This window comes from Streptomyces sp. NPDC107517 (assembly GCF_055582645.1).
Genome location: NZ_JBVJPM010000040.1, coordinates 1 through 14,043 on the forward strand (window position 1 = coordinate 1; position 14,043 = coordinate 14,043).

General features: G+C 68.6%; 12 protein-coding genes. 4 read left to right on the forward strand and 8 right to left on the reverse strand.

Annotated elements, in window-relative coordinates; all coding sequences use genetic code 11:
- Window positions 1-90: 90 nt before the first annotated feature.
- The gene (locus ACZ67T_RS41640; RefSeq protein ID WP_469991695.1) at window positions 91-786 is read right to left on the reverse strand and encodes a pyridoxamine 5'-phosphate oxidase family protein; all 696 of its coding nucleotides are present in this window, start codon (window positions 784-786) and stop codon (window positions 91-93) included.
- 536 nt (window positions 787-1,322) lie between these two features.
- Here ACZ67T_RS41640 and ACZ67T_RS41645 point away from each other — a divergent pair.
- Together ACZ67T_RS41645 and ACZ67T_RS41650 are read left to right on the forward strand one after the other, a co-directional pair.
- The gene (locus ACZ67T_RS41645; protein ID WP_469991697.1) at window positions 1,323-1,973 is read left to right on the forward strand and encodes a CBS domain-containing protein; all 651 of its coding nucleotides are present in this window, start codon (window positions 1,323-1,325) and stop codon (window positions 1,971-1,973) included.
- A 189-nt stretch (window positions 1,974-2,162) separates the two neighbouring features.
- Window positions 2,163-2,867 (forward strand): response regulator, encoded by a 705-nt coding sequence (locus ACZ67T_RS41650; protein WP_469991699.1) that lies wholly within the window; start codon window positions 2,163-2,165, stop codon window positions 2,865-2,867.
- On the opposite strand, the gene ACZ67T_RS41655 is transcribed toward ACZ67T_RS41650, so the two are convergent.
- The 3 genes from ACZ67T_RS41655 to ACZ67T_RS41665 form a co-directional block, all read right to left on the reverse strand.
- Window positions 2,861-4,615 (reverse strand): GAF domain-containing sensor histidine kinase, encoded by a 1,755-nt coding sequence (locus ACZ67T_RS41655; protein WP_469991701.1) that lies wholly within the window; start codon window positions 4,613-4,615, stop codon window positions 2,861-2,863. The genes ACZ67T_RS41650 and ACZ67T_RS41655 overlap by 7 nt on opposite strands.
- Before the next feature lie 400 nt (window positions 4,616-5,015).
- On the reverse strand, window positions 5,016-5,873 hold the full coding sequence (locus tag ACZ67T_RS41660; protein WP_469991703.1) for a universal stress protein: 858 nt from the start codon (window positions 5,871-5,873) through the stop codon (window positions 5,016-5,018).
- Window positions 5,870-6,772 (reverse strand): universal stress protein, encoded by a 903-nt coding sequence (locus ACZ67T_RS41665; protein ID WP_469991705.1) that lies wholly within the window; start codon window positions 6,770-6,772, stop codon window positions 5,870-5,872. The genes ACZ67T_RS41660 and ACZ67T_RS41665 overlap by 4 nt, the downstream gene beginning before the upstream one ends.
- A gap of 446 nt (window positions 6,773-7,218) precedes the next feature.
- On the opposite strand from ACZ67T_RS41665, the gene ACZ67T_RS41670 reads away from it, so the two are divergent.
- Window positions 7,219-7,821, forward strand: coding sequence for a CBS domain-containing protein (locus tag ACZ67T_RS41670; RefSeq protein WP_469991707.1), 603 nt, complete (start codon window positions 7,219-7,221; stop codon window positions 7,819-7,821).
- A 227-nt stretch (window positions 7,822-8,048) separates the two neighbouring features.
- Here the strand turns inward: ACZ67T_RS41670 and ACZ67T_RS41675 are convergent, their stop codons facing one another.
- The 4 genes from ACZ67T_RS41675 to ACZ67T_RS41690 are packed head-to-tail and all read right to left on the reverse strand — an operon-like array spanning window position 8,049 to window position 12,959.
- Entirely contained in the window at window positions 8,049-10,448 is a 2,400-nt protein-coding gene (locus ACZ67T_RS41675; RefSeq protein ID WP_469991709.1) for a glycoside hydrolase family 65 protein, read from the reverse strand.
- The gene (locus tag ACZ67T_RS41680; protein WP_469991711.1) at window positions 10,445-11,197 is read right to left on the reverse strand and encodes an HAD family hydrolase; all 753 of its coding nucleotides are present in this window, start codon (window positions 11,195-11,197) and stop codon (window positions 10,445-10,447) included. The genes ACZ67T_RS41675 and ACZ67T_RS41680 overlap by 4 nt, the downstream gene beginning before the upstream one ends.
- Entirely contained in the window at window positions 11,194-11,877 is a 684-nt protein-coding gene (locus ACZ67T_RS41685; RefSeq protein WP_469991713.1) for a helix-turn-helix domain-containing protein, read from the reverse strand. The genes ACZ67T_RS41680 and ACZ67T_RS41685 overlap by 4 nt, the downstream gene beginning before the upstream one ends.
- Before the next feature lie 5 nt (window positions 11,878-11,882).
- Window positions 11,883-12,959, reverse strand: coding sequence for a zinc-dependent alcohol dehydrogenase family protein (locus ACZ67T_RS41690; RefSeq protein WP_469991714.1), 1,077 nt, complete (start codon window positions 12,957-12,959; stop codon window positions 11,883-11,885).
- Between the two features lie 608 nt (window positions 12,960-13,567).
- Between ACZ67T_RS41690 and ACZ67T_RS41695 the strand changes: the two genes are divergently transcribed.
- Complete coding sequence (locus ACZ67T_RS41695; RefSeq protein ID WP_469991716.1) at window positions 13,568-14,038, forward strand: cyclic nucleotide-binding domain-containing protein; 471 nt, start codon at window positions 13,568-13,570, stop codon at window positions 14,036-14,038.
- The last annotated feature ends 5 nt before the right edge of the window (window positions 14,039-14,043 follow it).

The window sequence follows — 14,043 nt, forward strand, 5'->3', positions numbered from 1 at the left end:
CGTGAGACCGCCCCCGCACGATCGAAGTCCCGCTACACTCCCGCCACCCGGCGAAAAGACCAGGTCAGACAGCGAAATCCTGCTGGAGTACTAGCGAGGTACGGCCTCGATGCGAAAGCCGGTGACCACGTCCGGCCGGATGCGCACGACAGCGTTGGTCGCTCGTCCCGCCCACGGAGTGAGCCGCTCGTCGTAGCCGTTCCGCCCCTCGGCATCAGCTTCGAGGCGGGCGTATCCGGTGATGACCACGCTCCACCCGAGCCGGGTCTCGGAGTCGATGACGTCTGCTTCATAGGCCACAACCACAGCGCGAGCGCCGGGATCCGTCAGCAGGGAGCCGAGAGCCGCCCTGTCGTCGAGGCGCACGACGATGTCGTCGCTCTCCACCCGGTGGTCGGCGGGGCGGACCGCCGGCAGGGCATGCTGGGTGAAGACCATGCGTCCGGACGAGACGGAGCCGAGCAGTCCGAGAGCCTCATGGCGGTCCAGTTGCCGTGTTCGCCGGTCCGGCTCTGCGTTCCCTTCGTGGTCAGCATGTGTTCCGGCCGCCTCAGCCTCCAGCACCTCTCCGTCCCCGCTGGTCTCGACGCGGTTGTGCCGTTCGGCCAGCAGCGGCTGGGGCGGCAGCCCGGCATGTACGTCACGGCGCCTCGAAGTGCGATCGCCATCGCCGGAGGAGGGGATGGCCGGCGAGACAATCCGAGTCGCCAGGAGGAGAAAGAGGAGAAAGCTGAGCGACATGGCGAACAAGACCCATACGCTCGCGCCGTGGTCGAACCAGAACATCTCTCCACCCCTTCCCATTCAGGAACACATGGCGCCACCGCAGGCTCCGGCGGCCGGGCCTCCGATAAGAGCCACTGTCCCGCCACCCGCTGTTCCGGACATGAGCCGGTCGGGCCACGCCGGGGGCCGGTCGGCCCATCCCAGAAGCTCTGGCGCCACCACAAACTGAAGAGGACTTGAGCGGAGGCCGTCCTTGCGCACACCGTTCTCCACGCGCGACACCGCCCTGCCAACGGAATACGGCAGCCGGCCGATGGACATGCTCGCGCGGTCAACCACCCCGATGGCACAGGCCTGTCCACCGAAGGCGGTTCGTGCCGACCGCGCCGTCACCCTGGACCTCCGCGTGCCGCGCAGGCAGGCCGTCGTCGAGACTCCGGGCCCCGGCGAGCCGATCGGCCGCCCGTGGATGTTCCAGCCGTACTGCTGCCACGCGGTCGTGGCAGCGCTGACATACGCACGAGTTCGACGTGCCGTTCATACGCCCGTGCCGGCCGCTGGGGCCCCACGGACCGCCTACCGCCCCGGAGCCGATCATGCCCGTATCCCGGGCCACCGTGAGTGACGTCATGTCGCACACCGCCGTCGCCGTCGGTGACGAGGCCTCCTACAAGGAGATCGTCGAGCTGATGCACCGGTGGCAGGTCAGTGCGCTGCCCGTGCTGGAAGGCGAGGGCCGCGTGGTGGGTGTCGTCTCGGAAGCCGACCTCCTCCCGAAGGAGGAGTTCCGACGAGAGGACCCGAAGCTGCCGGAGCAGTGGGACGAGGCGTCCAAGGCCGGTGCCGTGCAGGCAGGAAAGCTCATGTCGAGCCCAGCCATCACTGTCCATCCCGAGGCCACCCTTGCCGAAGCCGCCCGCATCATGGCCCGCAAGGGCGTCAAGCGACTGCCCGTCGTCAACAGTGTCGGCATGCTGGAAGGCGTCGTGAGCCGGGGCGACCTCCTCAAGGTGTTTCTGCGTCCGGACGAGGAGATCGAGGAGGAGATCCGCCAGGGCGTGCTCGGAGAACCGGTGCCACCCGCACGATCGGAGGCCACCGTGCTCGAAGGCGTCGTCACCCTGCACGGCCTCGTCGGCGACCGCGCCCTGGTGCCGTTGCTCGCCCGGGCGATCCGAGCGGTAGAGGGGGTCGTGGACGTCCGGATGGATCTCGAGGCTCCGACGTCCACCGCGCTCGGGAGCTGAGGGCCTGGTTACTGACGATGAGGTGGCCTGTTGCCTCATCCTGTTACTGACGATGAGGCGTCATGTCGCCTAAACCTCATTGAACGGGCGCGTTCCCTGCCTTGCTGGGACAAACGGGTGTGTCCCCGGCCTTTCTGAGACAATGGCCGCAAGGCAAGGGACCGCACACAGACCACCCCTGGGACGCACATGTCCGACGTGAAGGCTCCCGTCACGGAGGAAACCGTCGAGGGACCCGTCAAGGTGTTCCTCCTCGATGACCACGAGGTCGTCCGAAGAGGGCTGCACGACCTTCTGGATGCCGAGCCCGACATCCGTGTCGTGGGCGAGGCGTCCACAGCCGAGCAGGCGCTGGCCCGTGGGCCGGCGCTGCGGCCGGACGTGGCGGTGCTCGACGTCCGGCTGCCCGACGGCAACGGCATCACCGTCTGCCGCGAACTTCGCACCCGGATGCCCGGGCTCGCCTGTCTGATGCTCACGTCGTTCGACGACGAGGACGCACTTCTCGACGCGATCATGGCCGGCGCCGCCGGGTATGTCCTCAAGCAGGTCAAGGGGGCCGACCTCGTCGCCGCCGTGCGCACCGTGGCGACGGGCCAGTCGATGCTCGATCCCGCGACGACCGCTCGCCTCATGCACTCGCTCCGCGACCCCGATACCGCCCGGTCACCCGAAGACGTCCGGCTGGCGACACTCTCCGAACGAGAGCGTGCCGTGTTGGAACTGATCGGCGAGGGACTCACGAACCGCCAGATCGCCAAAAGCCTCTTCCTCTCCGAGAAGACGGTCAAGAACCACATCTCCAGGCTGCTGGGCAAGCTGGGTGTCGAACGCCGCGTCCAGGCAGCTGTCATCGCGGCCCAGGCGCACCAGCAGGACGAGGGCACTCACTGACCGGTACCGGGCTCCGCTCCACCGTCGGCGCCCGCACCGACAGGCACCCACCACACGAGCCGGGTGCCGCCGTCGGTCCCCCGCCCGGCATGTAGTTCTCCGCCCAGTCGCTCGGCCCTCTCGGCCAGGTTGAGCAAACCGCTGCGCCGGCCGTCATCCGGTATTCCGATGCCGTCGTCGCCGACCTCGACCGTCACCACACCCCTTTCCGCCCGGATCAGTACCTCGGCGTGCGCTGCCCGCGCATGACGGGCCACGTTGGTCAGCGCCTCGCCGATGACGGCGATGACTTCGTCGGCCACGGCGGACGGCACGTCGGTTTCGATCAGCCCTTCCATCCGCAGTGCCGGTGAGAAGCCCAACATGCCGGCGGCTTGGTCCATCGCCTGCACCGCACGGAGCCTGAGCGAGGCCGGTGCGCCCGGAACCTCGTGCTCCCTGAGGCCGAAGATGGTCGAACGGATGATCTTGATGGTGGCGTCCAAGTCCTCGATCGCACGGGCCAGGCGCTCCGAGGCCTGCGGGTGCTCGACGAAGCGCTGAGCGCTCTGCAGGGTCATGCCGGTGGCGAAAAGTCGCTGGATGGCAAGATCGTGCAGGTCACGCGCGATCCTGTCGTGGTCTTCCAACAGACTCATCTGCTCCGCGTCCCGTCGGCGATCGGCCAGTTCCAAGGCCAGGGCAGCCTGGTCCGCAAAGCCGGGCAGCGCGGCGACTTCCGTCGCCGCGAATGGAAAGCGCTCTCTCGTCCGTGCCAGCATCAGGACCCCGCTCAGCTTCTCCTTGGTCCCGACGGTCACGGCAACCACGGGGCCGAAACCGTCCCAGCGCTCCGCCTGCGCGGTGACGCGCTCGTCGTTCTGGACGTCCGGGACCGAGACCAGCCCGTCGGCAGCCAGTGCTGCTGCCGCGAGTGTGCCTTCACTACTGGGCAGAACGATGCCTCGGTGTGCTTCTGCACCCTCACCACGCGCCAGGGATCCACGCAGTTCCCCACCCCGGCCGACCACGTAGAAGGCACCCATGTCGGCTCCGGTGATGGCACAGGCCCGCTCCAGCATGCCTTCAAGCACCTGGTGCTCTCCCGATCCGGACAACAGCGCGCTGGTGACGTCGGAGCTGGCAGCCAACCAGCGTTCCCTGAGCTGGACATCTTCGAACAGGCGAGCGTTCTCGATGGCGATCCCGGCCGCCACGGCCAGCGTCGACAAGACCGCCTCGTCGTCGGCGTCGAATTCCGCGCCACCGCGCTTCTCGGTCAGGTAGAGGTTGCCGAAGACATCGTCTCGGACCCTGATCGGGACGCCGAGGAACGAATGCATCGGCGGGTGGTTGGGCGGGAAGCCGTGGGAGGCGGGGTGCTCGGAGAGTTCCGACAGGCGCAGGGGCTCCGGGTGGCGGATCAGCTCGCCGAGGATGCCATGTCCCGAGGGCAGGTCGCCGATACGGGCTCTCCGCTCGTCATCAATGCCCACGGGCAGGAATTCGGCGAGCGTCTTGCCTTCGCCGATGACACCGAGGGCTCCGTACTCGGCGTCCACAAGGACCACGGCCGCCTCGACGATGCCACGCAGCACCTGAGGCAGGTCCAACTCCTGCCCGACCGACATCACCGCCTCAAGAAGCCCCAGCAGCCGATCACGGGTACCGCGGATGTCGTCGATGCGCACCTGCAGTTCCTCGAACAGCTCGTCCAATCGGAGCCGGGGAAGCCTGCCGGTCACGGCTTCTGCGCCGTCCCCGCTCATAGGCACCTCCAGCCGCGCAGGAGGGAGGCTTGCTTCGCGCCTTCACGGTAGTACGCCCCCGGGCAGTTCACCCGGCGTACTGAGGTCACACCTCACCGCAGGCAGGCATGACCTTGCGCACCGTGGACCCGACCACCGCGTCCTGTCCCCGGCGTCGGCGTGCCGTTGTTCCGGGGCACGTACCTCTTCAGGATCCAGAATTTCCGCTGAATGCGCTTCTTGAGATGCGCGTGACGAGGAATCCGGTGACGGCAGCGACTGCCGTACGGGTTGGGCCGGGGCGACCTCGTTCCGGCCGCGTTCAGCCGGCCGCCGCTCGGCTTCGGCCCCTGTCAGACCTGATGGGGCCATGGCTTCTCTGCGCGCCCTTTGGACCGAGGACCCGGGCACGGCTGTGCCGTCACACGACTGGGACGGTGACGACCGGGCAGTGGGCCCGGTGCAGGAGCCCGTGGACGACGGAACCGAGATGCATCCCGCTGTAGCCGCCCGTACCTCGGCGGCCCACGACCACGGCCAGCGCGTGCTCGGCGGCCGTCGCCAGCTCCTCCACCGGATGGCCGACGGGGACCTCGTGCTTGAGCACGACGTCCGGATACTTCTCCGGCCACCCCGCTGTGGTCTCGTTGAGCATCCGCCTCTGGGACTGACGGGCCTCCCCGTCGTGGAGGCGGAACACCGGTGGCTGCCACACGGAGATCGCGCGCAACTGTGCGCCCCGGATGTCGGCCTCCTCGTAGGCGAAGGCAAGTGCGGCCCTGGAGGATTCGCTGCCGTCGATCCCGACGACCAGGTAGGGGGGCCGCTGGGTGACGTGTTCGGCATCTCCGACGACCACCACCGGGCAGGCGGCCTGGGCTGCCACGGGGACGACGAGGGCGCCCGCGCTGAGGAACTCCTCGGTACGGCTCAAGTGACGAGATCCGAGCACGATCATGCGGGCTTCGTGTGACAGCCGACCGAGCACGGAGGCGGGAAGACCTTCCTGGAGATCACCGTCCACCGCAACTTCGGGGTTACGGTCCCGTGCCCACTGCAGACCCGCTTCCAGCGCGCCTTCTCCAGCCTGGCGCAGGGCGATGTGATGCAGCGTGCCGTTGGCACGGTGGCCGTCCCGTTGCGAGGGAACCGCAACGACCAGGCAGAGGCCCAGTCGCCGCCGCTGTGCCTCGTCGACAGCCCAGGCAAGGGGCAGATGGGAGTCCTTGGCCGGGTCGAGTCCGACGACGAGCGCACCGCCTTCGCTGATCTTCTTCACGACTCTCTCCTGAACTGTCGACCGTGGCGCGGGAAGAGAAGCACGGGGCAGTGCGCGTGGTGCACGAGGCTGTGTGTGATGTGCCCGAGGGAGGGACCGATGTGTCCGGGCGAGCGGCGGCCACCCATGACCAGCAGGTCCGCATGGTTCGATGCCTCGACAAGGACTCCGGCCACGGAGATGCTCTTCTCCGCGTTCGCATGAACAGCGAGTCCCGGGTATTCGCCTCGGATCTCTTCGGTAATGGCTCTCAGCCTCTCGACGTACTCGTCAGCGATCTCCTCGATGTTGTCGAGCATGCTCACGATGTTCCCTATCGACTGGAGGGCGTTCCACACGTGGAGCAGCCGCAACGACGCCTTCCGCAGTCGGGCCTCACTCGCCGCGTAGCGTGTGCACTCGAGATCCATCTCGTCTCGGACGGCGGCAAGGACGACGTCGGCGTCCGCCCCGTCCTCAACACCCCGGACAACGATCAGCGGAGTCCTCGCTCCTGCCGCGGTCTTGAGGGCGACGGACCCGAGCATCAGCGAATTGAACCCGCCCAGGCCCCTGTTGCCCACGACGATCGTGCTGTGGAGGCCGGCGGCCCTGTGCAGAGCGGTCACCGGGTCGCGTCGGCTGAATTCGGTCGTGACGTGCAGGTCGGGATGCTCGGTTGCGATCGCACCGGCGGTCTCCTCGAGCAGTTCGCTCCCAGCGCGACGAACCCGTTCGACACTGGCCGCGGAGAGATGAAAGGGCCTGCCATCGGTGTCACCCGCATGCACGAGGTGCAGCGGCCTGCCGCGGCGTGCGGCCTCCGCAGAGGCCCACTGCACCGCGTCACGGGAGGACTGCGATCCGTCGACGCCGACGACGACCGAGCTGGTGTCCGGATCGCGGATGGTCCCTTCCATGGGTTCCTCCTCGCCGAGCGGTGGCGACAGTTACCAAGCTGGCACCGGGTTGCTCGCTTCGAGAGGGCCGCTCAGGGCCGCTTTGGGGGCCGAAGGTCCTATTGGCCCGCGACGTGTCTGCGAGGCTGCGGGCATCCATCTCGCTCGCCGTCCGCAGAGTGTCACCGGTCCGCCCGACGTCGGCGAGGTGTGGCGCGGCAGGGCCGGTCGGTCCCGGACGGGGACGCCTGGCCCCTCCTGTCCTGCATCTGCCCGGGACGACACTGGACGTACGGCGCGCGCATCCGCGCCTGAGCAGAAGGTCCGGCCCTCGGACAGCATGTGACCGTCGGCATCGACGGTTCTTCCGAGAGCCGGGGGCGAGCCGATGGGGCGCGGAAGGTCTCAGAGCGTTCGCGTCCCCCAGTCCCGGAGAACAGGTACCGAATCAGCGCTCTGGAGGACTCATGAAGCACCTGCGCACGGTCGACGACGTCATGACGCGATCCGTCATCTCCGTCAGGAAAGGAGCTCCGTTCAAGGACATCGTGAAAGCCATGCGCCAATCACGAGTCGGCGCCCTGCCGGTCCTGTCCGCTGACGAACGGGTGGCGGGCGTGGTCTCCGAGGCCGATCTGCTGCTCACCGAGCAGGACACGGACGAGACCCGCGCGGTGACGGCAGCACAACTGATGACCGAGCCGGCGGTGACCGTGCCCAAGGACGCCACCCTCGCCAGTGCCGCCCGCCTCATGGCTCACGGCCACCTCAAGCGGCTTCCGGTCATCGACGAGGACGGCGTCCTGATCGGGATCGTCAGCCGGGGCGATCTGCTGAAGACCTACCTCCGGCCGGACGAGGACATCGCGGCCGAACTGCGCGAGATGATCACAACGCACCTCGTCCCGGCGGGCGCGCCACTCGTCCACGTCCATGTGTCCGACGGCGTCGTCCGGCTCGAAGGCTCAGTCGCCGACCCGAAACTCCAGGACATGCTGGTGCGTGTCGCACGCACCGTGCCGGGGGTCGTCGACGTCATCGCTCTGCCGGACGCGGCAATGTCCGCGTGAAGGGGGCGCCAAGGGGCACCGCAGCGTCGTGGACCTGATGACGCCCAGCGCCCTCACCGTTCAGCGCGGGACCGCGATCGAGGAAGTCGCCTGCCTGTTGGACGAGTTCGGCGTCACGGCTGTGCGTCGCCGGGCCCGACTGAACGGTGCTGGATCCGCCCCCGCCCACGATCCGAGTCAACGAGCGTGAACACGGCCACCCCGTGCCGCCACGGTGATGCACACGGTCAGTGACGGGGCAGGCGAAACCACCTCTGCGTTCCCGGAGCCACGTCCATCTCCCGCTCGTCCGGCAAGACGAGGTGGACAGGGCTCAACGACGACGGGGGCACACTGATGCCGAACCGTCCGCGCAGGAACCTGAAGCGAACACCCCGGTGCCCGCGGTAGCAGAAAGTGAATGCGGCGGGCGGTACGTCACCGAGCGGGACAGGGTCTATGCGAAGGCCGGCCGCGCAGGCCTCCAGCCCGACCACACCCCGCTCGACGAGGTCGAGCGTCCCTCCCATGGCGCCCAGGTGGATCCCCTCGCCCGTCGTGCCGCCCTGGATATCGGTGACGTCACTCAGCAGGGCCTCCCGGCAGAACTCCCAGGCGTTCTGGCCTTGTTGGCGGGCGAGCACCCAGCCGTGCACCACGCTGCTCAGCGTCGAACCATGGCTGGTCCGGTCGAGGTAGTAGGAGACAGTGGCCCGCCAGGTGTCGTCGTCCAGGCGGTAGCCGAGCCGTGTGAAGAGCTCGTACAGCTCCGCCGGACGGAAGAGGTAGCCAAGCATGAGGGTGTCTGCCTGTTTCGACGCCTTGTAGCGGTTGACCGTGTCTCCCTCGGCTTCGAGGATCCGGTCGAGCCGGCGGATGTCGGAGTAGCGGGCCCGGTAGGACTCCCAGTCCAGTTCCTCCAGGCTTCCGTATCCCTCGAACTGGCTGATGACACCGCTGTGGAACGGCACGTGGAGCCGGTGGGTGATGTCCCGCCAGCGCTCCAGGACCGCACCGTCGATGCCGAGCTGCCCGAGGAGTTCAGCACGGCGGACACCGGGGAGTCCAGCGGTGAGTTCGAGTGCCCGAGCGAGGACCCACGCGGCCGCCACGTTCGTGTAGGCGTTGTCGTCGATTCCCGGGACATCGGCCTTCGGGTAGGCGTCGTGGTACTCGTCCGGCCCCAGGACACCGCGGATCCGGTAGCGTCGCGACGCGGGATCGTAGACAGCGGCGTCAGCCCAGTAGCGAGCGATGTTCAGCAAGAGGTCGGCACCGGGCCCGTGCATGAACCCGGTGTCGCCGGTGGCCTGACCGTAACGCCAGACATTCCACGCGATGGCGGATCCGACGTGGCGCTGAAGATGTGAGTGGTCGGGCAGCCATCTCCCGGAGCGAGGGTTGAGGTGCAGCGTCTGCGTCTCTTCCCGGCCCGAACCGGCGCTCTGCCACGGAAACATCGCACCGGCGGCCCCGGATCGCCGTGCCGCGTCGCGGGCCGGGGGCAGGCGGCGGTGCCGGTACATGAGCAGCGAGCGCGCCACCTCCGGAAAGTGCAGGGAGAGGTAGGGCAGGACGAAGAGTTCGTCCCAGAAGATGTGCCCCCGGTAGGCCTCTCCGTGCAGTCCCCGGGCCGGCACACCCGTATCCAGGTCCGTGGTGAGCGGGGAAAGCGTCTGCAGGATGTGGAAGACGTGCAGGCGCAAGATGTGTCCCGTCTCTCCGGGAACCTCCAACTCCCCCTCGGACCACAGCCGTTCCCAGGCAGCGTGATGTGTGGTGAGCAGCACGGGAAAACCCGGTGCTCGTGCGGCATGGTCCACGGCTTCGCGCAGCGGATCCGCCGCGGGACGGTCGAGGGATGTGTACAGAGCCGCGGCCTTCGCCACCACGACGGGTCGTTCTTTGGAGATCGGCAGCGTGAGGGTCTGGACGGTGGCCATGTCGGTGCAGGACACCGTCCTCGCTCCGACGGGCAGCGAGAAGGTGCGTACCGCCAGCCCGATACGGATCCGGGACGCCGATGTCGTACAGCCCAGCCACGCCACACCTTCCGGCTCGACACCGACGTGATGGTCTGTGAGATGACGGCCCGCGAGATCGCGATAGCGCTCCACGCCCGTGTTCGAAACGTCTCCGTCGAGGACGGACTCGACGACGAGCGTGCCGCTCCATCCGTACGCGCGGAACACCGTGCACTGGGCTGCGAGGTACGGGTCGCCCATGTGGACAAGTCTCGTGTGCGTGACACCGGTCCGGCGACCGTGCGAGTCCTGGAGAAGCATGCGCCGTGTGAGGGTCCCGCCCCGCAGGTCGAGGGAAACCCTGCAGTGACGGACGGTGGAGTGGTCGGGTGTCAGCCACTCACCCGGCGGTCCTCCGTCCGGCAGACAGCGATAGCGCAGAGCCGTCCAGTCCGGCAGGTTGACCAGGTCCTCATTGGCGACCGAGGCACCTCCCACGGACGAGACGAGCCGGTTGTAGCAGCCCGCGAGATACGTGCCCGGGGAGTGAACGGCATCGGCCACTGTCTCGGGTGCCGAACCCCGCGTGGCGAAGCGGCCGTTGCCGAGTGTGCACAGGGCCTCGACGACCTTCTCCTGCTTGGGGTCGTACTCGCCGAACTCCCATGTCCACGAGGCGGTCACGGCTTGTACCCGCGCACAACGGTCGGCAGCAACGTGAGATCCGCCAGCACGAGGCCTGCCCCGCACGCCGTGAGACAGTCGGTCATGTGCCCGTCGGGCGACCTGTCAACGCCCACGACCAGGCCGAACCTGCCGCGACACCCCGCCTCGACCCCCGCTGCGGCATCCTCCACGACGGCCGTGCTGCCGACGGCCGTGCCCAGCCGTGCCGCCGCTTCGAGGAAGAGCGCGGGATCCGGTTTGCCGGCCAGGGCAAGCCGAGCCGCATCCTCGCCGTCCACCGACGCGTCGAAGTGACCGTCCAACCGGGCCGCTTTCAGCAGGGCGCACGCGTGCCGGGAGGCGGACACTGCCGCACACCGGATGCCCTCGTGCCGCAACTCGTCCAGCGCTGGGGCGACCTCGGGGAAGGGGGCAACGGCCCGGGCGCCGATCGTCCGGGTGAAGAGCCGCTCCTTGTAGGCCGCGACCGCCCACACCGTCTCGGAGCCCGGCAGGTCATCGGGTGCGCCCCGGGGGAGGTCCAGCCCGCGAGCGGTCAGGAAGGCGAGCGCGCCGTCGAAACGCGTCTTGCCGTCGACCAGTTCACGGTAATCACGATCGGCGTCGAAGGGCCGCTGCTTCGCGCCGGGCGAAGCCCACGCGTCCAGGCACGCGTCGAAGGCGGCTTTCCAGGCCTGCGCGTGCAACACCGCGGAGTCCAGCAGGACTCCGTCGGTGTCGAAGACCACGGCGCGCAGCGAAGTCATCGATGCACCACGCGGCGGCCGGTGATCTGGCTGGGGATGACCGACATCCAGTACCTGCGGTCACCGCCCGCCCACGGCAGCGAACGCGCTGTCGCGTTCAGCCGCCGGATCGCTTCGTCGTCGGTGACGCCCGCGGCCTCACCGACGGCCAGAACGCTCCAGCCCTGTTCCATCGCGTCGTCGATGTGGTCGACCTCGAAGGCCACACGGGCGCCGGCCGCGCCGGCCAGCAGCGATTCCCACGAGGTACGGAACGCGATCTCGCTCCCGGCGACGACGTAGTTGACCGGAAAGATGACCGGACCGTCACGGGTGAACACCGCCACGCGGCCGATGCCGTGCGTCGACAGCAGGTGACGGCACTCCGCCTCGCTGAGCGCGACGAGTTCGGCGTCACGTTGAGCCGGCCCCTGGCCGGGCGGTTGCTCGGTCGTCGCTCCGGTCAGTTCGGCGACGGTGGTTCCCAGGGCGTCGGCGATCCGTACGAGTGACCCGCTGCCGGGCGCTGCGGACCGCTCCTCCAGGTAGGCGATGAAGCCGGCGTCCACTCCACAGCGGCTGCCGACCTGCTGACGGGTGAGTCCGAGTTCCTTGCGGCGGGCCGCGATGCGTCGGCCCAGGTCGGTGTGTCCGGCTTCCTGGTCCTCGGCACGGACGGGGTTGGGCGTGGTGCTGGACATGATGTTCACATCCCCTCGTTCGGCAGGGTCACGGTGTTGTGCTGGGGACCGCCCAACGCCACTTTGAGGGCTCCGGTCTCGGCGGCGTGGGAGAAGACGTCGTACGCCTCCTCCATCTGTCCGAGTTCGAAGCGGTGAGTGATCAGCGAAGCGGCCGGCAGCCGCTCGGCCGCCATCATCTTCAGCAGCATCGGGGTCGAGTAGGTGTCGACGAGACCGGTGGTGAGGGTGACGTCCTTGATCCACAGGTCTTCCAGGTGGAGGGTGGCGGGCTTGCCGTGGACACCGATGTTGGCGACGCGGCCACCAGGGCGCACCATGCGCGTGCACATCTCGAAGGCTTCCGGCACACCGACGGCCTCCATGACGACATCGGCGCCGAGCCCGTCCGTCAGGTCCTCGACGAGGCTCTCCGGCTCTTCGTCCGCCCTCGCCGTCACGTCCGCGCCTAGGGACCGGGCCGCAGCCAGCCGGGAATCGGCGAGGTCGATCGCGATGATCCGTCCGGGGCTGTACAGCTGAGCAGTGACGACAGCAGCAAGGCCGATGGGGCCTGCACCGACCACGACAACCGTGTCTGCGGGCCGCACTCCTCCGTTCAGGACACCCACCTCGTACGACGTGGGAAAGTTGTCGGCAAGGAGTACCGCGTCGTAGCTGTCGACGGCAGCGGGCAACGGATACACGGACAGATCGGCGAAGGGCACCCGGACGTATTCCGCCTGGGTGCCGTCGATGGTGTGGCCCAGCACCCAGCCCCCGCCTCCCCGGCACTGGCCGTAGCGCCCTTCGCGGCAGAACCGGCAGCGGCCGCAGGAGGAGATGCAGGAAATCAGCACCCTGTCATCCGGGCGGACGGAGCGCACGTCGTCACCGGTCTCGACGACCGTGCCGACCGCCTCGTGGCCCAGAATGCGGCCCGGGGTCACCTCGGGCACATCGCCCTTGACGATGTGCAGGTCAGTGCCGCAGATGGTGACGGCGTCCACGCGGACCACCACGTCGGCGCCGTCCTTGATGCCCGGGTCCGGAACGTCCTGCCAGGAGGTCTGTCCCGGGCGGTGAAAGACGAGTGCCTTCATGACGGGCCCTTCCCTTCTCGCTCTCCTCGTCCCGTACGGGCCTCTTCGTCCCGTCCAGTACGGGTCACAGCCAGCCTGACTGCCTGCGGCCCGACTCGCATGGGCCGGACGGTCCCCCACCTGGGGCGGCCTGGCCCATCCCGAGCGCCCTGCCGCATCGGACGGTGGAATTCGCCCCCGCCGGAGAGAGGGACACCGCCATGTCCGAGTGGGCCGAGTCCACACAGGCCCCTTCCGCCCGCCACGTCCTGACTGCGGTTCCGGCGGAGTGCGGACCGTCACCGGCAGCACGTTGACGTTCCTGGTCGACGGAGACCGGGCGAGGACCCTCGTCGACTGCGGCCTCTTCCGGCCTCTTCCAGGGTTTCGCCAATCTGCCCCGCCGCAACCGGGGTGCCGGTCGCGGTACGCCGACTCCGGAGTCGACAGCCCGCACACTCCGTGACCACGTCGACCGGGAACTGGGCGGGACCGCCGTCGTACCCCGCTCGGGCGAAGGCGTCCTGGTCCGCTGACCGGGGCCGAACGGTCCCTGCGGTAGGTACCGCGAGGCCCTCCCCAAGGCGCAGTCACGGTCCCAACCTGAGGGGGAAGGCCTGGAGGAAGACATGAGCACGATGAGGAATCTGCTGACCGAGATGTCACCGGAGGTGCGCGAGGCCCTGCTCGCCCACTCTCACCCTGTGGACTTTCCCGCAGAAAGCCGCATCTTCGAGGAGCACATGCGTGCCGACCGGTTCTGGATCATCGAGTGCGGCACCGTCGCACTCGACATGCACGTCCCCGGGCGCAGGGCGGCCGTCGTGGCAACACTCGGACCCGGCGACCTGCTCGGCTGGTCCTGGATGCTCCCGCCCTACACCTGGCACCTCGGCGCCACAGCCACCCACGCCGTCCGAGCCCTGGAATTCGACGCCCGGGCCGTACGCGAACTGTGCGCCGAGGACGCCGTCGTCGGGCGCTGCGTGTCGACAGGTGTCGCCGCGGTGATCGCCGACCGGCTGTCCGCGTCCCGAAGCCGTCTGCTGGACATGTTCGGCCCCTACGCCGGCGTCCGGCCGCTCGCTGACGCTCTCTGAGGACA